18 protein-coding genes and 1 riboswitch are annotated in these 19,295 nt (G+C 55.1%); of the genes, 9 read left to right on the top strand and 9 right to left on the bottom strand.

Features of this window, described 5'->3' with window-relative positions; translation table 11 throughout:
- The 7 genes from ftsL to leuO form a co-directional block, all read right to left on the bottom strand.
- Positions 1 to 366, bottom strand: a complete 366-nt coding sequence (ftsL, locus tag F0320_RS03260; RefSeq protein ID WP_008501989.1) for a cell division protein FtsL — start codon at positions 364 to 366, stop codon at positions 1 to 3.
- The gene (gene rsmH / locus F0320_RS03255; protein WP_021240527.1) at positions 363 to 1,304 is read right to left on the bottom strand and encodes a 16S rRNA (cytosine(1402)-N(4))-methyltransferase RsmH; all 942 of its coding nucleotides are present in this window, start codon (positions 1,302 to 1,304) and stop codon (positions 363 to 365) included. The genes ftsL and rsmH overlap by 4 nt, the downstream gene beginning before the upstream one ends.
- A 2-nt stretch (positions 1,305 to 1,306) precedes the next feature.
- Positions 1,307 to 1,765 carry a division/cell wall cluster transcriptional repressor MraZ gene (mraZ, locus tag F0320_RS03250; protein WP_021240528.1) on the bottom strand — a complete coding sequence of 153 codons (459 nt, stop codon included), beginning with the start codon at positions 1,763 to 1,765 and terminating at the stop codon, positions 1,307 to 1,309.
- Positions 1,766 to 2,364: 599 nt separating this feature from the next.
- Positions 2,365 to 3,372 (bottom strand): catabolite repressor/activator, encoded by a 1,008-nt coding sequence (gene cra / locus F0320_RS03245; RefSeq protein ID WP_126328852.1) that lies wholly within the window; start codon positions 3,370 to 3,372, stop codon positions 2,365 to 2,367.
- Positions 3,373 to 3,551: 179 nt separating this feature from the next.
- Positions 3,552 to 4,043: an acetolactate synthase small subunit gene (gene ilvN / locus F0320_RS03240; protein WP_023310389.1), complete on the bottom strand. Its 492-nt coding sequence runs from the start codon at positions 4,041 to 4,043 to the stop codon at positions 3,552 to 3,554.
- 1 nt (position 4,044) lies between these two features.
- The gene (ilvI, locus tag F0320_RS03235) at positions 4,045 to 5,769 is read right to left on the bottom strand and encodes an acetolactate synthase 3 large subunit (RefSeq protein ID WP_047651539.1); all 1,725 of its coding nucleotides are present in this window, start codon (positions 5,767 to 5,769) and stop codon (positions 4,045 to 4,047) included.
- Positions 5,770 to 6,149: 380 nt separating this feature from the next.
- A complete protein-coding gene (gene leuO / locus F0320_RS03230; RefSeq protein WP_047651540.1) occupies positions 6,150 to 7,094 on the bottom strand; it encodes a transcriptional regulator LeuO in 945 nt (314 codons plus the stop codon).
- 605 nt (positions 7,095 to 7,699) lie between these two features.
- Between leuO and leuL the strand changes: the two genes are divergently transcribed.
- The 5 genes from leuL (at position 7,700) to leuD (ending at position 12,559) form a co-directional block, all read left to right on the top strand.
- A complete protein-coding gene (gene leuL / locus F0320_RS21755; RefSeq protein WP_071786497.1) occupies positions 7,700 to 7,786 on the top strand; it encodes a leu operon leader peptide in 87 nt (28 codons plus the stop codon).
- Between the two features lie 91 nt (positions 7,787 to 7,877).
- The gene (gene leuA, locus F0320_RS03225) at positions 7,878 to 9,449 is read left to right on the top strand and encodes a 2-isopropylmalate synthase (RefSeq protein ID WP_126328853.1); all 1,572 of its coding nucleotides are present in this window, start codon (positions 7,878 to 7,880) and stop codon (positions 9,447 to 9,449) included.
- Complete coding sequence (leuB, locus tag F0320_RS03220; RefSeq protein ID WP_047060144.1) at positions 9,449 to 10,540, top strand: 3-isopropylmalate dehydrogenase; 1,092 nt, start codon at positions 9,449 to 9,451, stop codon at positions 10,538 to 10,540. The genes leuA and leuB overlap by 1 nt, the downstream gene beginning before the upstream one ends.
- Positions 10,541 to 10,542: 2 nt before the next feature.
- A complete protein-coding gene (leuC, locus tag F0320_RS03215; protein ID WP_126328854.1) occupies positions 10,543 to 11,943 on the top strand; it encodes a 3-isopropylmalate dehydratase large subunit in 1,401 nt (466 codons plus the stop codon).
- A 10-nt stretch (positions 11,944 to 11,953) separates the two neighbouring features.
- A complete protein-coding gene (leuD, locus tag F0320_RS03210; RefSeq protein WP_047651543.1) occupies positions 11,954 to 12,559 on the top strand; it encodes a 3-isopropylmalate dehydratase small subunit in 606 nt (201 codons plus the stop codon).
- 83 nt (positions 12,560 to 12,642) lie between these two features.
- Here leuD and F0320_RS03205 read toward each other — a convergent pair whose 3' ends face one another.
- Together F0320_RS03205 and sgrT are read right to left on the bottom strand one after the other, a co-directional pair.
- Positions 12,643 to 13,821: a sugar efflux transporter gene (locus F0320_RS03205; protein WP_126328855.1), complete on the bottom strand. Its 1,179-nt coding sequence runs from the start codon at positions 13,819 to 13,821 to the stop codon at positions 12,643 to 12,645.
- 119 nt (positions 13,822 to 13,940) lie between these two features.
- Positions 13,941 to 14,093, bottom strand: a complete 153-nt coding sequence (sgrT, locus tag F0320_RS03200) for a glucose uptake inhibitor SgrT (protein WP_023310379.1) — start codon at positions 14,091 to 14,093, stop codon at positions 13,941 to 13,943.
- Between the two features lie 88 nt (positions 14,094 to 14,181).
- Between sgrT and sgrR the strand changes: the two genes are divergently transcribed.
- The 4 genes from sgrR to thiQ all read left to right on the top strand — a co-directional run bounded on the left by sgrR (position 14,182) and on the right by thiQ (position 19,260).
- On the top strand, positions 14,182 to 15,837 hold the full coding sequence (gene sgrR / locus F0320_RS03195) for an HTH-type transcriptional regulator SgrR (RefSeq protein ID WP_126328856.1): 1,656 nt from the start codon (positions 14,182 to 14,184) through the stop codon (positions 15,835 to 15,837).
- 36 nt (positions 15,838 to 15,873) lie between these two features.
- Positions 15,874 to 15,974, top strand: a riboswitch (TPP riboswitch).
- 31 nt (positions 15,975 to 16,005) lie between these two features.
- Positions 16,006 to 16,989 (top strand): thiamine ABC transporter substrate binding subunit, encoded by a 984-nt coding sequence (gene thiB / locus F0320_RS03190; RefSeq protein WP_126328857.1) that lies wholly within the window; start codon positions 16,006 to 16,008, stop codon positions 16,987 to 16,989.
- Positions 16,965 to 18,575: a thiamine/thiamine pyrophosphate ABC transporter permease ThiP gene (gene thiP / locus F0320_RS03185; RefSeq protein ID WP_126328858.1), complete on the top strand. Its 1,611-nt coding sequence runs from the start codon at positions 16,965 to 16,967 to the stop codon at positions 18,573 to 18,575. The genes thiB and thiP overlap by 25 nt, the downstream gene beginning before the upstream one ends.
- Positions 18,559 to 19,260 carry a thiamine ABC transporter ATP-binding protein ThiQ gene (gene thiQ, locus F0320_RS03180; protein ID WP_126328859.1) on the top strand — a complete coding sequence of 234 codons (702 nt, stop codon included), beginning with the start codon at positions 18,559 to 18,561 and terminating at the stop codon, positions 19,258 to 19,260. Before thiP ends, thiQ begins: the two co-directional genes overlap by 17 nt.
- The last annotated feature ends 35 nt before the right edge of the window (positions 19,261 to 19,295 follow it).

The following is a 19,295-nucleotide window of genomic DNA, read 5'->3' as shown; positions in this document are numbered from 1 at the left end:
TTATTTTTGTACTACGATATTTTCCTGCGAAGGATCAACATGCTGCAGTTGCAGCTTTTCCGTTGCGATCCGTTCAACCCGGCTGTGATCGCCGAGCGCGTTTTCTTCAAGGATCAGATTTCGCCATTCAATATCCAGCGCATCGCGTTCCAGTACCATCTGCTCGCGTTGCGCAGTCAATAAACGTGTATGGTGGGCGGTGGTCACCACCGTAACTGCCGTGACAATGATGCAAATGAACAGACAGAGTGGCAGTTTCCCAAACCGCAAAAGATCGTCGCCGATCACGCCAGGCAAGGCATGGCGCTCGTTGCTTCCTAACGAATCCTTAACTTTGCTTAGGGTCTCTGTCACTCTGCCGATCATGCGTTCGTCCTCTCTGCAACACGCAGCACTGAACTACGGGCGCGTGGATTCTCTGCCACTTCTTCTTCGCCCGGCATCAACTTGCCTAATGCTCGCAACTGACGGCCACCCAGCTTCCTGAGTTGTTCTTCCGTCATCGGCAGCCCCGCTGGCACCTGTGGACCGCGGCTTTGTTCACGCATAAAGCGTTTCACAATACGGTCTTCCAGCGAATGGAAGCTGATGATGGATAACCGCCCACCCGGGGCCAGCACGTCGAGCGAGCTTTTTAGCGCCAGCTCTATTTCCTCCAGTTCACTGTTTACCCAGATGCGAACCGCCTGGAAGGTACGGGTCGCGGGATGTTTGTGCTTATCCTTCACCGGCGTCGCCGCCGCGATCACTTCGGCCAACTCTTTGGTGCGGGTCATGGGCTCAATACGATTGCGCTCAACGATGGCGCGCGCAATACGTTTGCCAAAGCGCTCCTCGCCAAACGTTTTGATGACCCATGCAATATCGGCTTCGTCAGCGGTCTGTAACCACTCAGCGGCAGACTGACCGCGCGTCGGGTCCATACGCATGTCCAGCGGACCATCACGCATAAAGGAGAAACCACGTTCAGCATCATCAAGTTGGGGTGAAGAGACGCCAAGATCGAGAAGAATCCCGTCGATCTTGCCCGTCAGGCCGCGCTCGGCAACATAATCCGCGAGCGCAGAGAAAGGTCCATGCACGATGGAAAAGCGTGGGTCATTGATGGTCTGTGCAACGGCAATAGCCTGCGGATCGCGATCGATTGCCAGCAGACGTCCTTCCTCTCCAAGCTGGGAGAGAATCAAACGCGAGTGACCACCGCGACCAAACGTGCCATCAATGTAGATGCCATCCGGACGAATATTCAGACCGTTTACGGCCTCGTCCAGTAACACCGTTTTATGTTTATAATTTTCCATCATATTTATAGAGACAAGTCCTGCAGTCGTTCCGATAATGTCGCGGAATCAGACTGCTCAGCGTCGATATCTTCCTTGACCTGTTGATACCAGGTCGTTTCATCCCACAGTTCAAACTTGTTGAACTGCCCGACCAGCATCACTTCTTTGGTCAGACCGGCATGTTGCCGCAACACAGGCGCAATCAGTAATCGCCCTGCGTTATCCATCTGACATTCACTGGCATGTCCCAATAACAGCCGCTGCACGCGGCGTTCCTGCGGGTTCATGCTCGACAGTCGCGACAGCTTTTGCTCAATAATTTCCCATTCAGGCAAGGGGTAAAGCAGCAGGCAGGGGGAGTTAATGTCAATGGTGCAAACCATTTGACCCGCAGCGTTCTCAATCAGCTGGTCGCGGTATCGGGTTGGTACCGATAATCGCCCTTTGCTGTCGAGATTGACTAACGTTGCTCCACGGAACATGCCAGTCTCACCCCTCCTCTCCACTTTAACCCACAAATTCCCACCTAAAGGAGTTTACGGAGCGAGGGAAAAGCTTGTCAAGCCAGGACTCTCCCTATAAGGACTTGGAAGCCCTCTATTTACAGAGATAAACAGTCCTGGTTAATAACTGCACAACTGGCGAGGCAAAATTAACGTTATGAATATTTGTAAGAAAAAAACCGAATATGCACACTAGCGTTAAAGCTCACTCAATATCATCGCAGATAAATATAAAGTGTCAGTTTGCGACGCGGGCAGCATTTTATGACAGATTCTCAGGGGATAACAGCGCCAGATTCACTCTGGCACCCGGTAAGCGCGGCGGTTGCCACGTAAGCTGGCACAGGAGGAGGAAAAACGTCTGATTATTCATCGGCCGAATAGGGTTTGTAACAAAACAATACAAAGATAGCTGTTTAAAATCGCTGAGATGTTCTTTAAAGGACAATTTAAAAGACAAAATGAATTAAGAAAAATAGGCGATTATGATCTCACAAGAATTATCCTAATTTCTCTCCGGGAATTATCCGCACGATTTATCGCAGCAAAATGGGGCAGACTTCTCCGCCCCGGTCATTTCATTTTTGGCGGCTTAAAATTCCGCGATGATAGAGATTACGTTTGATACGCGTCAGGCCCGGCTTCGGTTTGCGCGGCTCATCCAGGCTTGCCAGCACAATCTCCAGCACGCGTTCAGCCACATCGCGGTGACGCTGTGCTACCGCCAGCACCGGACACTGGAGGAAGTCGAGCAGCTCGTTATCCCCGAACGTGGCAATCGCCAGATCGGAGGGCAGTTTACCTTCACGACGTAATGTTACATCCATGACACCCTGCAACAGCGCAAATGACGTGGTGAACAGCGCCTGAGGCATCGGGTGCGTTTCCAGCCATTTCTCAAACAGCTGCGCTGCGGCTTCACGTTCGTAGCTGTTGGCATAGAGGTAGTGAACCTCGCGCGGATCGTCTTTCCAGGCAGTTCTGAATCCCTGCTCACGCAGGAAGCTCACGGAAAGCTCGGGCAACGCGCCAAGATACAGCACTGTTTCAGCGGGGAACGTTCTCAGCTCCGCGGCCAGCATTTCTGCATCTTCCTGATCCGCACCCACGACGCTGGTGAAATGCTCGCGATCGAGAGCGCGATCCAGCGCAACGATTGGGAACGAGTCGTTCGCCCAGCGCTGGTAGAACGGATGCTCTGGCGGCAAGGAGGTCGATACGATGATGGCATCCACCTGGCGCTGGAGCAGATGCTCAATGCAGCGCATCTCGTTGTCGGGCTGGTCTTCCGAGCAGGCAATCAGCAATTGATAGCCGCGCTGGCGCGCCTGACGTTCAAGATAGTTGGCGATACGGGTATAGCTGGTGTTTTCCAGGTCTGGGATCACCAGACCAATAGAGCGGGTACGCCCGGCACGCAGGCCGGCTGCGACAGCATTCGGATGGTAGTTATGCTCACGAACCACCGCCATAACTTTTTCAACGGTCTTGTCGCTGACACGGTACTGCTTTGCTTTACCGTTAATCACATAGCTGGCCGTTGTTCGTGACACGCCGGCTAGCCGGGCGATTTCATCCAGTTTCACAATTGCCCCTTAAAAAAAGAAAAGAGTCCATGGCCCTGTCAAGGTTATGGTTAAATCTTTTAACATCTAAACGCAGAAAAGCCTTCGCGGCAACCGCTTTTATCTGCGTTGTCGGCTGATTACGCAAAAAAAAGCCCGGCTTTGGTGACCGGGCAGAAAGAGGCGAACCTTTTTGACAACTAACGCATGATTTTCTCACCGCGTGACAGGCCCACGACACCCGATCTCGCGACCTCGACAATTTTTGCGACATCCCGCACGGACGCCAGGAAAGCATCCAGCTTGTCGCTTGTCCCAACCAGCTGAACCGTATAAAGAGAAGGCGTGACGTCGATAATTTGTCCGCGGAAAATATCAGCATTGCGTTTGACTTCATCACGCCCGTAGCCACTGGCCTGGATTTTCACCAGCATGACCTCACGTTCAACGTAGGCCCCCTGCCCCAACTCGCTCACGCGCAGTACGTCGACCAGCTTATGCAGTTGTTTCTCAATCTGCTCAAGCACTTTGGCATCACCGACGGTTTGGATCGTCATGCGCGACAGCGTCGGGTCTTCCGTCGGGGCAACGGTCAGGCTTTCAATGTTATAGCCGCGCTGCGCAAAAAGGCCAATGACGCGCGACAGTGCGCCAGACTCGTTTTCCAGTAAAACAGATAATATCCGGCGCATATCAGGTTCTCTCCGTTTTGCTTAACCACATTTCATCCATACCACCACCACGAATATGCATCGGATAAACGTGCTCGGTTCCATCAACAATCACATCCATAAAGACGAGGCGGTTGTTTTTAACGTGCTCGAGCGCTTGTGCGAGCTTCGTTTCCAGCTCAGCCGGATCGGTCACCCGCATGCCTACATGACCGTAAGCTTCAGCAAGACGAACAAAGTCCGGCAGCGATTTCATGTAGGACTGGGAGTGGCGGCCAGAGTAGATCATATCCTGCCACTGCTTGACCATACCGAGATAGCCGTTATTCAGGTTCAGCACCAGTACCGGCAGTTCATATTGCAGCGCGGTAGACAGCTCCTGAATGTTCATCTGAATACTGCCGTCCCCCGTCACGCAGACGACGGTTTCATTCGGTAGCGCCAGCTTCACGCCCAGCGCGGCAGGCAGACCAAAGCCCATGGTTCCTAACCCACCGGAGTTGATCCAGTGTCGCGGTTTATCAAACGGGTAATACAGGGCGGCGAACATCTGATGCTGCCCCACGTCTGAGGTCACGTACGCCTCACCTTTCGTCAGTCGCCACACCGCTTCAATGACCGCCTGCGGCTTAATGTTTTCACTTTGCGTGTCATATTTCAGGCACTGACGCGCGCGCCACTGCTCAATCTGCTGCCACCAGTCGCGGATCTCATCCAGCGGCTGGGTTGCACTCTCCTGGGCCAGCAGATCCAGCATTTGCTCCAGAACCTGCCGGGCATCACCGACGATCGGCACATCAGCCGACACCGTTTTTGAAATTGACGTTGGATCGATATCAATGTGCAGCACGGTGGCGTTCGGACAATACTTCGCCAAGTTGTTGGTGGTGCGATCGTCAAACCGCACGCCGACGGCAAAGATCACATCGGAATGATGCATTGTCATGTTGGCTTCATAGGTACCGTGCATACCCAGCATCCCCAGCGCCTGACGATGGGTTGCAGGGAACGCCCCCAGCCCCATCAGCGACGACGCAACGGGAAGATTAAGCTTTTCAATCAGTTCACGAAGCTGGGCTTCACAGGCAGAGTTGATCGCCCCGCCACCGACATAGACCACCGGTTTTTTGGCGGCCAGAAGCGTTTGCAACGCTCGCTTGATCTGACCTTTATGCCCCTGCGTTGTGGGGTTATAAGAGCGCATGCTGACCGCTTCCGGCCAGACATAAGGCAGCTTGTTTGCCGGGTTGAGGATATCTTTAGGCAGATCGACCACCACCGGTCCCGGGCGTCCGCTCGCCGCCAGCCAGAAGGCTTTTTTCAGTATGCCTGGAATGTCTTCTGTTTGCTTGACCAGGAAGCTATGCTTCACAACGGGACGCGAAATCCCGACCATGTCGCACTCCTGAAACGCATCGTAGCCTATCAGCGAGGTTGCCACCTGCCCGGAGAGGATCACCAGCGGGATAGAGTCCATATAGGCCGTCGCAATGCCGGTAATGGCGTTTGTCGCGCCGGGGCCGGACGTGACTAATACCACGCCCACTTCACCCGTCGCACGTGCCAGGCCGTCAGCCATGTGTACCGCCGCCTGCTCGTGACGTACCAGAACATGGTCAATGCCCCCAACCGTATGCAGCGCATCATAAATATCGAGGACCGCACCGCCAGGGTAGCCGAACACTTGCTTTACGCCCTGATCGATCAGCGACCGAACGACCATTTCCGCGCCAGACAACATCTCCATGCTTTGCCTCCAGGCATTTTGTTATAGACGGACTGCCGAATTCATTTCCGCACCGTCTTACGATTGGGATAAACCAATCTTATATTTTGCAGAGTGTTCTTTACCTTAACCGCTCGTTATGAGGCAGGCAATTAGCAAACCTGGGGAGATAAACGGTGGGTAAAGCAGAAAAAGCAGCCGTTAAGAGAAGATATGGTTAATTCCTCTGAGAATAGAGGATGGGGTGATAAATCATCGCTGAAAAGCGCGACAATGCAGAAAATCATCTATTTTTGCGCGCCAGAGAGCAACCCGAAAAAAAGCACAATAGAATAAAATATCAGTTATCTAAAAAAAATCAGGATAAATCACATAAATCGATGCGATTTATCCTGATGCGTTTACCGGCGGCAGATGCCAACCAGCAACTCTTCCATCCACTGATGTCCTTTATCCCGGCCCGCTGCTTCATGCCAGGAAAGATAACAGGTTCGGCTATTTAGCTTAAGCGGCAGAGGCAAAATTTGCAGATTTAAAGATTCAGAAAACTCTTCTGCCAGCCAGCGCGGTGCAATCGCCACCAGATGCGTTTGGGAGACAACGTTTAATACGCTGACCATAGCCATCCCCTGATAAGCCACGCTCGCCTGTTTATCCGCAGTGTCATACCACGGCAGGCTAAAAGAAGCATATCTGTCGAGCGCAACAACGGCATGCTGCTCGTTATAAACATCGTTTTCTCGCAGCGGAGAATTCATGCGCGGGTGTTTTTTACTGGCGACCAGAACCATTTCATCCTTAAACAGCGGCACGCAGGAAAATTCCGGACGACGGAACTCTTCATACCCCAGAACGAACTCTATCTCCTGATAGCGTAACTGATGTTCCGTGTTTTGATTCAGGGATGATTTAAAAGCAAGATGGATATTTGGTGCGATCTCTTCAACTTTATTATAGATAATCGACGTTAAATAATTATCTAATGGACTACAGACACAAAGATGGAATACGCGCTCGCTGCTTAAGGGTTCAAAGCCCGACCCCGGCAGCTCATTTTGAACCAGTTGCAACGCCTGGCGAATAGAGCCAAACAGCTGGTATGCGCGCGCTGTAGGCTGAATCCCTCTCCCGTATCGAACAAATAATTCGTCGTTAAACATAAGCTTAAGCCTGGCAACGGCATTACTTACGGCAGGTTGTGACATCCCCAAGGTTTGAGCAGCGCGGGTGATATTCTGTTCCTGCATGACAGCATCAAACACCGTCAGAAGATTCAGATCCACCGTGCGTAACTGCGGTTTAATCCCATCAGTAGCTTGAGGTTGTTTAATATTATTTTCTGGCACTTCTGACTCCACTGTCACGCTACACCCCTTTGCCAACGTACGGTAATAATCTCGAAAAATATGATTTATCATGCAAATACGATCAGCGAAAGAGAATGATTTAAAATTCGGAATATATAAAGACTCTATATTAACGAAAGTTAATGAACAAAAATGATATGTTTGACTTTAGGAGCCAAATGAAACCATAAACTAAACAAATATACAATTGCCATCAGGTTAATGATGACGTAAGTATTATTAAACAATTATCGCTATCGTCCAACAGTTAGTTAACAACCTGTTACCCCCGTCCGCTTTTCAGCATTCTGGAATAGATTCACTGCATTTATAACTTAATGATCTCAAAACGCTTTAAGCACAAAGAATTCTCTTCACCCCGTTTCACGCTTGTTTGAACAATTATATTTTTTTGTTTCTGCAATTTTTTATTAAGTCCAAAATTAGACAATTAGACGGGTCAAAAAAGCAAAAACCAGCACAATTAGCTAAAGTGAATATCCTGTTGATCTCGTCTGTCGGGCCCGTTTTCATCCTCAGGGGTTGACATGAACAGCCGTATCCAGTACCACTAAAAGCATATTGAATTTAACGGAGCACGATTCATGACACGCACCATTCGTTTCACCGGTCTACTACTACTAAACGCATCCACTGTGCGCGGTAGACTGGCGGGCGAAATTCAGCGTTGAATCGTCACCAGTAAGACTAGAAACCCGCGCCACTGCGCGGGTTTTTTTATGCTCGTAGCAAGGCGCCCTAAGACTGACAAGGACCTAACCCATGAGCCAGCAAGTCATTATTTTCGATACTACTTTACGTGACGGTGAACAGGCATTACAGGCAAGCCTGAGTGTAAAAGAGAAACTGCAGATCGCGCTGGCTCTCGAACGTATGGGTGTCGACGTGATGGAGGTCGGTTTCCCGGTCTCGTCTCCGGGTGATTTCGAATCCGTACAGACCATTGCGCGCACCATTAAAAACAGCCGCGTATGTGCCCTGGCGCGCTGCGTAGAGAAAGATATCGACGTCGCTGCCGAGTCGCTGAAGGTCGCCGAAGCGTTCCGTATCCACACCTTTATTGCCACCTCGCCTATGCACATCGCAACCAAGCTGCGCAGCACGCTGGATGAGGTGATTGAGCGCGCGGTCTACATGGTTAAGCGCGCACGCAACTATACCGATGACGTTGAGTTCTCCTGTGAAGATGCGGGCCGTACGCCAATCGAAGACCTGGCGCGCGTTGTAGAAGCCGCCATCAACGCGGGCGCGAAAACCATCAACATCCCGGACACCGTCGGCTACACCATGCCGTTTGAGTTCTCCAACATCATCACCGGCCTGTATGACCGCGTGCCGAATATTGATAAATCAATTATCTCCGTCCACACCCACGATGATTTGGGTCTGGCCGTGGGTAATGCGATTGCCGCCGTCCACGCTGGCGCACGTCAGGTAGAAGGCGCGATGAACGGTATCGGCGAACGCGCGGGCAACTGTTCGCTGGAAGAAGCGATCATGGCGATCAAAGTGCGCAAAGACATTATGGACGTGCACACCCGCATCAATCACAACGAAATCTGGCGCACCAGCCAGACCGTCAGCCAGATTTGCAACATGCCTATTCCGGCTAACAAAGCGATTGTCGGCACCGGCGCCTTCGCGCACTCCTCCGGTATTCACCAGGATGGCGTCCTGAAGAATCGTGAAAACTACGAAATCATGACCCCGGAATCCATCGGACTGAATCAGGTGCAGTTGAACCTGACCTCCCGTTCCGGTCGCGCCGCGGTTAAACACCGTATGGAAGAGATGGGTTATAAGGACAGCGATTACAACATGGATCAGCTGTACGACGCGTTCCTGAAGCTGGCCGACAAAAAAGGCCAGGTGTTCGACTATGACCTGGAAGCACTGGCCTTTATTAACAAGCAGCAGGAAGAGCCGGAGCATTTCCGTCTGGATTACTTCAACGTGCAGTCCGGCTCCAGCGACATCGCCACCGCCTCGGTCAAACTGGCCTGCGGCGATGAAATTAAAGCAGAGGCCGCTAACGGTAATGGCCCTGTTGATGCCATCTACCAGGCGATTAACCGCGTCACCGAGTACGACGTTGAGCTGGTGAAATATGACCTGACGGCCAAGGGCCACGGCAAAGATGCACTGGGTCAGGTGGATATCGTGGTCAATTACAACGGCCGTCGCTTCCATGGCGTGGGCCTGGCGACCGACATCGTTGAATCTTCCGCGAAAGCGATGGTGCATGTTCTGAACAACATCTGGCGCGCCGCCGAAGTCGAAAAAGAGTTGCAACGCAAAGCTCAGAATAAAGAGAACAACAAGGAAACCGTGTAATGTCGAAGAATTACCATATTGCTGTGTTGCCGGGCGACGGTATTGGTCCGGAAGTGATGGCACAGGCGCTGAAAGTACTGGAAGCCGTTCGCGCGCGTTTTGCGATGAAAATCACCACCAGCCACTACGATGTGGGCGGTATTGCGATTGATAACCACGGTACGCCACTGCCGAAAGCGACCGTGGAAGGCTGCGAAAATGCCGATGCTGTGCTGTTTGGTTCCGTCGGTGGCCCGAAGTGGGAACACCTGCCGCCGGCAGAGCAGCCAGAGCGCGGCGCGCTGCTGCCGCTGCGTAAACATTTCAAGCTGTTCAGCAACCTGCGTCCGGCGAAGCTGTATCAGGGTCTGGAAGAGTTCTGCCCGCTGCGTGCGGATATCGCCGCCAACGGTTTCGACATTCTCTGCGTGCGTGAACTGACCGGCGGGATCTATTTCGGTCAGCCTAAAGGACGCGAAGGCAGCGGGCAACACGAGAAAGCGTTCGACACCGAGGTGTATCACCGTTTCGAAATCGAACGTATCGCCCACATCGCGTTCGAGTCGGCGCGCAAACGCCGCCATAAAGTAACCTCCATTGATAAAGCGAACGTGCTGCAGTCTTCCATTTTGTGGCGCGAGATCGTCAGTGAAGTCGCTAAGCAGTACCCGGACGTCGCGCTGTCGCACATGTACATCGACAACGCGACCATGCAGCTGATTAAGGATCCGTCCCAGTTTGACGTGCTGCTGTGCTCCAACCTGTTCGGCGATATTCTCTCTGACGAATGCGCGATGATCACCGGCTCGATGGGCATGCTGCCCTCCGCAAGCCTGAACGAAGAAGGCTTTGGCCTGTACGAACCGGCAGGCGGTTCAGCGCCAGATATCGCGGGCAAAAACATTGCCAACCCGATTGCGCAGATCCTCTCCCTGGCCCTGCTGCTGCGCTACAGCCTGGATGCAGGCGAGGCAGCAACCGCAATTGAAAACGCCATTAACCGGGCGTTAGAAGAAGGCGTCCGTACCGGTGATTTAGCACGCGGCACGGCGGCAGTCAGTACCGATGAAATGGGCGACATCATTGCCCGCTATGTCGCTGAAGGGGTGTAATCATGGCTAAGACGTTATATGAAAAGTTGTTTGATGCGCACGTTGTTTACGAGGCACCGAACGAAACCCCGCTGCTGTACATTGACCGTCATCTGGTACACGAAGTGACCTCTCCTCAGGCATTTGACGGCCTGCGCGCGCACAAGCGCCCGGTACGTCAGCCGGGTAAAACCTTCGCGACGATGGATCACAACGTTTCCACCCAGACCAAAGACATTAATGCCTCGGGTGAGATGGCGCGTATCCAGATGCAGGAGCTGATTAAGAACTGCAACGAATTTGGCGTTGAGCTGTACGATCTGAACCATCCGTATCAGGGTATCGTCCACGTGATGGGGCCTGAGCAAGGGATCACCCTGCCGGGCATGACCATCGTCTGCGGCGACTCCCATACCGCAACCCACGGCGCGTTTGGCGCTCTGGCGTTCGGGATTGGCACTTCCGAGGTGGAGCATGTGCTGGCGACGCAGACCCTGAAACAGGGCCGCGCCAAAACGATGAAGATTGAAGTGAAGGGTAAAGCTGCACCTGGCATTACCGCGAAAGATATCGTGCTGGCGATTATCGGTAAAACCGGCAGCGCAGGCGGCACCGGTCACGTTGTTGAATTCTGCGGTGAAGCCATCCAGGCGTTGAGCATGGAGGGGCGCATGACCCTGTGCAACATGGCCATTGAGATGGGTGCCAAAGCCGGTCTGGTCGCGCCGGACGAAACCACCTTCAACTACGTGAAGGGTCGTCTGCACGCACCGAAAGGTCAGGATTTTGACGACGCGGTAGCGTACTGGAAAACCCTGAAAACCGACGATGGGGCGACGTTTGACACCGTCGTCACGCTGCAGGCAGAAGAGATTGCGCCGCAGGTGACATGGGGCACCAACCCGGGCCAGGTAATTTCCGTCAATGACGCGATTCCCGATCCGGCCTCCTTCGCCGACCCGGTCGAGCGCGCCAGTGCGGAAAAAGCGCTGGCCTACATGGGTCTGAAGCCTGGCGTGCCGTTGACCGACGTGACCATTGATAAAGTCTTTATCGGTTCCTGCACCAACTCCCGTATCGAAGATTTGCGTGCCGCAGCCGAGATTGCCAAAGGCCGCAAAGTGGCGCCTGGCGTTCAGGCGCTGGTGGTTCCTGGCTCCGGCCCGGTGAAAGCCCAGGCGGAAGCCGAAGGTCTGGATAAGATCTTTATCGAAGCGGGCTTCGAGTGGCGCCTGCCCGGTTGCTCCATGTGTCTGGCCATGAACAACGATCGCCTGAATCCGGGTGAGCGCTGCGCCTCTACCAGCAATCGTAACTTTGAAGGCCGTCAGGGCCGCGGTGGGCGCACCCATCTGGTCAGCCCGGCAATGGCCGCCGCTGCGGCAGTCACCGGCCATTTCGCCGATATTCGCAGCCTGAAATAAGGAGACAATCATGGCAGAGAAATTTACCCAACATACGGGCCGTGTTGTCCCGCTGGACGCCGCTAACGTCGATACTGACGCTATTATTCCAAAACAGTTTCTGCAGAAAGTGACGCGCACCGGTTTCGGCGCACATCTGTTTAACGACTGGCGTTTCCTGGACGATAAGGGAGAAGTGCCTAATCCGGAATTCGTTCTGAACTTCCCGGAATATAAAGGCGCCTCCATTTTGCTGGCACGCGAAAACTTTGGCTGCGGCTCATCCCGTGAACACGCGCCGTGGGCGCTCACCGACTACGGTTTTAAAGTGGTCATTGCCCCAAGCTTCGCGGATATTTTTTACGGTAACAGCTTCAACAACCAGCTGCTGCCCGTCACGCTGAGCGATGAACAGGTCGATGAGTTGTTCGCGCTGGTTAAGGCGAATCCGGGCATTTCGTTTGAAGTGGATCTGGAAGCAGAAGTGGTGAAAGCCGGGGATAAGACCTACAGCTTCAGCATTGATGCCTTCCGCCGTCACTGCATGCTGAACGGTCTGGACAGCATTGGTTTAACTCTCCAGCACGAAGACGCTATCTCAGCGTATGAGAACAAACAGCCTGCGTTTATGGGCTAAAGGCAGTGGCCCGCTAAGCGCGGGCCACTGATTCCAGCACATTTTTGCATTCCAGCCCTCTTATTGCTTTTCGGCTTCCAGTATCAAACGTCTTTAACCCGGCACGTCAATACCAGCGTGATGACCGAGATCGCTGCGATCGTCCAGTACACGGATGCATGCCCATAGCTTTGCGCCAGCGCCCCCTGAATCACGCCCGCCAGAATCACCCCGGTTGAAATGCTGTTGGTAAAAAGCGTGGTCGCCGAGCCGGCACGGCCGGGCATAAGATCCTGAAACCAGAGCATGCCGATCCCGGCAACAATCCCAATAAACACGGCGTTAAACAGCTGCAGCGCCAGCAACGCTTCCCGCGAATGGAAAAGGATCAGCCCCGCGTAGAACAGCACCCCGGCCGCCACGGCGACGATCATCATCCTGCGCTTTCCAAACCGCTTAACGTAGTAACCCGCCAGAATCATTGCCGGAATTTCCAGCCCGGCGGCAGTTCCCATTAAGATCCCCGCAAGCTTGTCCGGCAGGCCCAGATCGCTGCTGATCCACAGCGGCATATCGATGATGTACATGGTGTTGCAGGTCCACATCAGCGTGGAGGCAATAAACAGCATGCGGACGTTTTTGTCCTGCCAGCCGCTCACCTCGGTGACAGGTTTATCCGTCGCCTGTTCGACGCGCGCCACGGACGGCAGCGCGAAGGCTATCAGCGCCAGGCTGATGACAAAAATCCCGGCGGCGATGAAAAACATGGTGGTAAAGCCGTAGTTCAACGCCAGCATGAAGGCCAGCGGCGGGCCAATGACCCACGCCAGCGAAAGCTGGGCGCGCATCACCGAGCTGAACATCACCACTTCACGCGCCGAGTTATCCGCATATTCACGGGCCAGCGCGAACAGCTGCGGCATGGCGGTATTCGCCAGCGACGCCAGCAGCACGCCGCAGGTAATGAGCGTCAGATAGTGACGGTTGAAGGCAAAGAGCAGCGCGTTGCCCACGGCCATGGCGCAGCAAAAGAGGATCAGCCTGCGGCGATCGCCCTGGCTGTCCGATCGTTTCGCCAGCGCGAGGCTGACCAGGATCCCGGCAATGGCGTTGACGGTATAAAACAGGCCGACCCAAAACGGCTGCGCCCCCACCTCGCGGCTAAGAAACAGGCTCAGCGTCGGGGCCTGAAGCGCCCCCGCCACGCCCATCATAAAGGCCACCAGCATAAAAGCGGCATACACGCCGTTCAGGCGTCGCCCCATCGTCATCAACCACAGCATGCGCAAGTCCTTGTGAAAGCGAATCGAAATTGGGTGAATAGTAAACGAAAAAAGCCAGCAAAAACATTTTGCTGGCGGGTGATAAGCACCAATACTCAGTCACACATGATCGAGGCGAGTTAGCGGGAAGAGGTCGGGGCTGTAACGTCCCACTGCATCAGTTCTTCTAACGTTTTCAGCCGTTGCTCTGCACACCGGCGGGCCAGCCAGGACGCTCCTTTTGTCGCTGAAAAGTACTGCTGATAAAACTGACGTGCGGTAGACCTCTTCATAATTTACCTCCTCGCTTCATCGGGGAGAATTATTGGCCTAATATAGGGATAAATAAATTGCTGGTTTTTTGTCAGGAGTTCCCCTTTTATGCCTTCCGGTCGTCTGCAACAACAGTTTATCCGCCTCTGGCAGTGCTGCGAGGGGCAATCGCAGGAGACCACGCTCAACGAGCTGGCTGACCTGCTTAGCTGTTCCCGCCGCCATATGCGCACGCTGCTCAACACCATGCAGCAGCAGGGCTGGTTAAGCTGGGAAGCGGAGGCAGGACGCGGCAAACGCTCGCGGCTGACCTTCCTCTATACCGGGCTGGCGCTGCAGCAGCAGCGCGCGGAAGATCTGCTCGAACAGGACCGCATCGATCAGCTGGTACAGCTGGTGGGCGACAAGGCCGCCGTGCGCCAGATGCTGGTTTCCCATCTCGGGCGCAGCTTTCGTCAGGGCCGACACATTCTGCGGGTGCTCTACTACCGTCCGATGAAAAATCTATTGCCCGGCACGGCCTTACGCCGCTCAGAAACCCACATGGCCCGGCAAATCTTCAGCGGCCTGACGCGCATAAATGAGGAAAACGGGGAACTGGAAGCGGATATCGCGCACCACTGGCAGCAGCTTTCACCCCGCCACTGGCGCTTCTTTTTACGCCCCGGCATCCACTTTCACCACGGCCGCGAGCTGGAAATGCTCGACGTCATCGCCTCTCTGGAACGCGTCCGCAAGCTCCCGCTCTACTCGCATATCTCCCGCGTCCACTCGCCCACGGCCTGGACGCTGGATATCGAGCTGTCGCAGCAGGATAAGTGGCTTCCCTGGCTGCTGGGCTACGTGCCGTCGATGATTTTGCCCGGCGAGTGGGAAACATTGAACAATTTTGCCAGCCTGCCAATTGGCACCGGGCCCTACTCCGTCTCCCGCAATAACAGCAACCAGCTGAAAATCCGCGCGTTCGATGAATACTTTGGCTATCGGGCGCTCATCGACGAGGTGAACGTCTGGGTATTACCGGATCTCAATGAAGAGCTGAGCGCCGGCCTAACGCTGGAAGGCCCCACCACGGGAGAAAAAGCCGTGGAGAGTCGCCTGGAGGAGGGATGCTACTATCTTCTCTTTGACCGCCGCACCCACCGTGGGGCAAACCAGGCCGTCCGCAGGTGGGTTAGCCACGTTTTGTCCCCTTCTAATCTGATTTACCATGCGGAAGAGCAGTACCAGACATACTGGTTCCCGGCGTACGGCCTGCTTCCGCGCTGGCACCACGCCCGCCCGGTGCACTGCGACAAACCCGCTGGGCTGGAGTCCATCACCCTGACCTACTACCGCGAACACGTGGAGCATCGTTTTATCGCCAGAATCATGACCCGACTGCTGGCAGCCGAGGGGGTCAGGTTAGAGGTCAGGGAAGTGGACTATGACGAATGGCATCAGGGGGAGATCGCCAGTGATATCTGGCTCAACAGCGCCAACTTTACCCTGCCGCTCGATTTTTCATTATTTTCACACCTGTATGAAGTCCCGCTGATCCAGCACTGCATCGACCGTGACTGGCAGCAGGATGCCGCCCTGTGGCGCGCGGGCGAAATGAATCTTGCAGCCTGGTGCCAGCAGCTTCTGGCCGAGCAGGCGATCGTACCCTTGATCCACCACTGGCTGATGATCCAGGGCCAGCGCAGCATGCGCGGCCTGCGGATGAACACCCTGGGCTGGTTTGATTTTAAATCCGCCTGGTTTGCGCCGCCGGAGCCATAACGCTTTCGTAATATTCACCAAATCATTACAATAGCGCCGTTCTCAACGGGGTGCTGCATCACAGATGTGCGCTGAGATAATACCCGTCGAACCTGATCCGGATAACGCCGGCGAAGGGATTTGAGGCTGTCGCTCAAAATCCTTTGCCACTCAACCTTGAGGTGCAAAGTGTTAAAAAAAGTTCTCCCCCTGCTGGCGCTGTTTGCGCTGCCTGCTTTTGCGAAGCCCGTCCTGACGGTCTACACCTACGACTCCTTCTCTGCCGACTGGGGCCCTGGCCCGGTGGTTAAAAAAGCCTTTGAAGCGGACTGTAACTGCGAACTGAAGTTCGTGGCGCTGGAAGATGGCGTATCGCTACTCAACCGTCTGCGCATGGAAGGGAAAAACAGCAAGGCCGACGTGGTGCTCGGGCTGGATAACAACCTGCTGGAAGCCGCCTCGCAGACCAAACTGTTTGCTAAAAGCGGCGTCGCGGCAGATGCCGTTAACGTGCCGGGCGGCTGGAAAAACGACACCTTTGTGCCGTTCGACTATGGCTACTTTGCTTTTGTTTACGACAAAAATAAGCTGAAAAACCCGCCGAAGAGCCTGAAAGAGCTGGTTGAGAGTGACCAGAAATGGCGCGTGATTTATGAAGATCCGCGCACCAGCACGCCAGGCCTGGGCCTGCTGCTGTGGATGCAAAAGGTTTACGGGGATAAAGCGCAGGAGGCGTGGCAGAAGCTGGCCGCTAAAACCGTCACTGTCACCAAGGGCTGGAGCGAAGCCTATGGCCTGTTCCTCAAAGGTGAAAGCGACCTGGTGCTGAGCTACACCACCTCTCCGGCCTACCATATTATCGCCGAGAAGAAAGACAACTATGCAGCCGCAGATTTTGCGGAAGGGCACTATCTGCAGGTGGAAGTCGCCGCGCGTACCGCCGCCAGCAAGCAGCCGGAGCTGGCCGAGAAGTTTCTGAAGTTTATGGTTTCACCGGGGTTCCAGAATGCGATTCCCGCAGGCAACTGGATGTATCCGGTCACGAACGTTACCCTGCCCGCAGGTTTCGAGCAGCTGACCAAACCAAACACCTCGCTGGAATTTACGCCGCAGCAGGTCGCCGCGCAGCGTGCAGCATGGGTAAGTGAATGGCAACGCGCCGTCAGCCGTTGATTCCCGGCTGGTTACTGCCCGGGCTGCTCGCCGCCACAGTGATGGTGGTGGTCAGCCTGGGGGCTTTTCTTGCGCTGTGGTTCAACGCGCCAGAGAGCGACCTGCTCGCTCTCTGGCACGACAGCTACCTCTGGCACGTTATCCGGTTCTCCTTCTGGCAGGCGTCGCTTTCAGCCCTGCTGTCGGTGTTCCCGGCTATTTTCCTGGCGCGCGCCCTGTACCGGCGGCGTTTTCCCGGCAGGCTGGCACTGCTGCGCCTGTGCGCCATGACGCTGATCCTGCCCGTGCTGGTGGCGGTATTTGGGATCCTCAGCGTTTACGGTCGTCAGGGCTGGCTGGCTTCGCTGTTCGGCGAGCTTGGTCTGGAATGGTCATTCTCTCCTTACGGACTGCAGGGCATTCTGCTCGCGCACGTGTTTTTCAATATGCCAATGGCAACGCGCCTCTTCTTGCAGGCGCTGGAAAACATTCCCGGCGAACAGCGTCAGATTGCGGCTCAGCTCGGCATGCGCGGCTGGTCATTCTTCCGCTTTGTCGAATGGCCGTGGCTGCGCCGCCAGATCCCGCCCGTCGCGGCGTTAATCTTCATGCTCTGCTTTGCCAGCTTTGCCACCGTGCTGTCGCTCGGCGGCGGGCCGCAGGCCATCACTATTGAGCTGGCGATTTACCAGGCCTTAAGTTACGACTACGATCCCGGTCGCGCCGCGCTGCTGGCGATGGTGCAGATGGCGTGCTGTCTGGCGCTGGTGCTGTTGAGCCAGCGGCTGAGTAAAGCCATTCCCGCTGGCAGTAATCAAATTACCGGCTGGCGCGATCCGCAGGACAGCCTGCACAGCCGCGTTACCGATTTTATCCTGATCGCGCTGGCGCTCCTGCTTCTGCTGCCGCCGCTGATGGCCGTTATCGTTGACGGACTGAACCTTAATCTCATGTCCGTCCTGCAACAGCCCGTCCTCTGGCAGGCGACATGGACCTCGCTGCGTATCGCCCTCGCAGCAGGGTTACTGTGCGTCATGCTAACCATGATGCTGCTGTGGAGCAGCCGTGAACTCTATGCCCGGCAGGCCCAAAAGGCCGGACAGGCGCTGGAGCTGACGGGCATGCTGATTCTGGCAATGCCGGGCATCGTGCTGGCGACGGGCTTCTTTTTACTGTTCAACAGCACCGTCGGCCTGCCGGAAAGCGCCGACGGCATTGTGATTTTTACCAACGCCTTAATGGCCATCCCTTACGCGCTCAAAGTGCTGGAAAACCCGATGCGCGACGTCAACAGCCGCTACGGTTTGCTGTGCCAGTCGCTGGGCATGCAGGGCTGGCAGCGGCTGAAGGTGGTCGAACTGCGCGCGCTGAAACGTCCACTGGCGCAGGCGCTGGCGTTTGCCTGCGTGCTCTCTATTGGAGACTTTGGCGTCGTGGCGCTGTTCGGCAATGACGATTTCCGCACGCTGCCATACTGGCTCTATCAGCAAATCGGCTCTTACCGCAGCCAGGACGGCGCGGTCACCGCGCTGTTACTGCTGCTGCTGTGCTTTGCCTTATTTACCGTTATCGAAAAACTTCCGGGGCGTGATGTTAAAACTGACTGATGTAACCTGGCTTTATCAGCATCTGCCGATGCGCTTCACGCTCTCCGCGCGTCAGGGGGAGATGATCGCCGTACTTGGCCCAAGCGGCGCGGGAAAAAGCACGCTGCTTAATCTGATTGCGGGTTTTCTGCAGCCGGCAAGCGGCTCGATAGTCATTGAAAATCAAGATTATACCCACGCACCTCCCGCAAAACGTCCTGTCTCGATGCTGTTTCAGGAAAACAACCTGTTTACCCACCTGACGGTGCGGCAAAACATCGCGCTGGGAATGCATCCGGGACTCAGGCTGAACGATGCCCAGCGCCAGAAGCTGGAGATCATTGCCGCCCAGATGGGGATCAGCGAGTTCATCGACAGGCTGCCGGGCGAGCTTTCTGGCGGCCAGCGTCAGCGCGTGGCGCTGGCGCGATGCCTGGTTCGCGAGCAGCCGATCCTGCTGCTGGATGAGCCGTTCTCGGCGCTCGATCCCGCGCTGCGCCAGGAGATGCTCGCTCTGGTGCAGGACGTCTGCCAGCGCCAGCGGCTGACGATGCTGATGGTTTCGCACAGTATTGAGGATGCTGCCCGCATCGCACCGCGATCGGTGGTGATTGCCGAAGGGCGTATTTTGTGGGATGGAAAAACAGAAGAACTGCTGAGCGGTAAGGCAGGGGCATCTTCACTGTTGGGTATTCGTGCGGTCTGATGCCCTCACCCTGGCCCTCTCCCACCGGGAGAGGG

Origin of the sequence: Enterobacter dykesii (assembly GCF_008364625.2) — a bacterium.
GTDB classification, from domain to species: domain Bacteria; phylum Pseudomonadota; class Gammaproteobacteria; order Enterobacterales; family Enterobacteriaceae; genus Enterobacter; species Enterobacter dykesii.
Note: the sequence above shows the minus strand (reverse complement) of the source record. Positions and strands in the feature narration are given on the sequence as shown.

What these genes read in the sequence shown, in the direction of transcription:
- sgrR (WP_126328856.1), top strand. Translation starts at nt 14,182, where the DNA reads ATGCCTTCCGGTCGTCTGCAACAACAGTTTATCCGCCTCTGGCAGTGC.
- leuC (WP_126328854.1), top strand. Translation starts at nt 10,543, where the DNA reads ATGGCTAAGACGTTATATGAAAAGTTGTTTGATGCGCACGTTGTTTAC.
- ftsL (WP_008501989.1), bottom strand. Translation starts at nt 366, where the DNA reads ATGATCGGCAGAGTGACAGAGACCCTAAGCAAAGTTAAGGATTCGTTA.
- leuD (WP_047651543.1), top strand. Translation starts at nt 11,954, where the DNA reads ATGGCAGAGAAATTTACCCAACATACGGGCCGTGTTGTCCCGCTGGAC.
- mraZ (WP_021240528.1), bottom strand. Translation starts at nt 1,765, where the DNA reads ATGTTCCGTGGAGCAACGTTAGTCAATCTCGACAGCAAAGGGCGATTA.
- rsmH (WP_021240527.1), bottom strand. Translation starts at nt 1,304, where the DNA reads ATGATGGAAAATTATAAACATAAAACGGTGTTACTGGACGAGGCCGTA.
- leuA (WP_126328853.1), top strand. Translation starts at nt 7,878, where the DNA reads ATGAGCCAGCAAGTCATTATTTTCGATACTACTTTACGTGACGGTGAA.
- sgrT (WP_023310379.1), bottom strand. Translation starts at nt 14,093, where the DNA reads ATGAAGAGGTCTACCGCACGTCAGTTTTATCAGCAGTACTTTTCAGCG.
- thiP (WP_126328858.1), top strand. Translation starts at nt 16,965, where the DNA reads ATGGCAACGCGCCGTCAGCCGTTGATTCCCGGCTGGTTACTGCCCGGG.
- ilvI (WP_047651539.1), bottom strand. Translation starts at nt 5,769, where the DNA reads ATGGAGATGTTGTCTGGCGCGGAAATGGTCGTTCGGTCGCTGATCGAT.
- thiQ (WP_126328859.1), top strand. Translation starts at nt 18,559, where the DNA reads ATGTTAAAACTGACTGATGTAACCTGGCTTTATCAGCATCTGCCGATG.
- ilvN (WP_023310389.1), bottom strand. Translation starts at nt 4,043, where the DNA reads ATGCGCCGGATATTATCTGTTTTACTGGAAAACGAGTCTGGCGCACTG.
- F0320_RS03205 (WP_126328855.1), bottom strand. Translation starts at nt 13,821, where the DNA reads ATGCTGTGGTTGATGACGATGGGGCGACGCCTGAACGGCGTGTATGCC.
- leuL (WP_071786497.1), top strand. Translation starts at nt 7,700, where the DNA reads ATGACACGCACCATTCGTTTCACCGGTCTACTACTACTAAACGCATCC.
- leuB (WP_047060144.1), top strand. Translation starts at nt 9,449, where the DNA reads ATGTCGAAGAATTACCATATTGCTGTGTTGCCGGGCGACGGTATTGGT.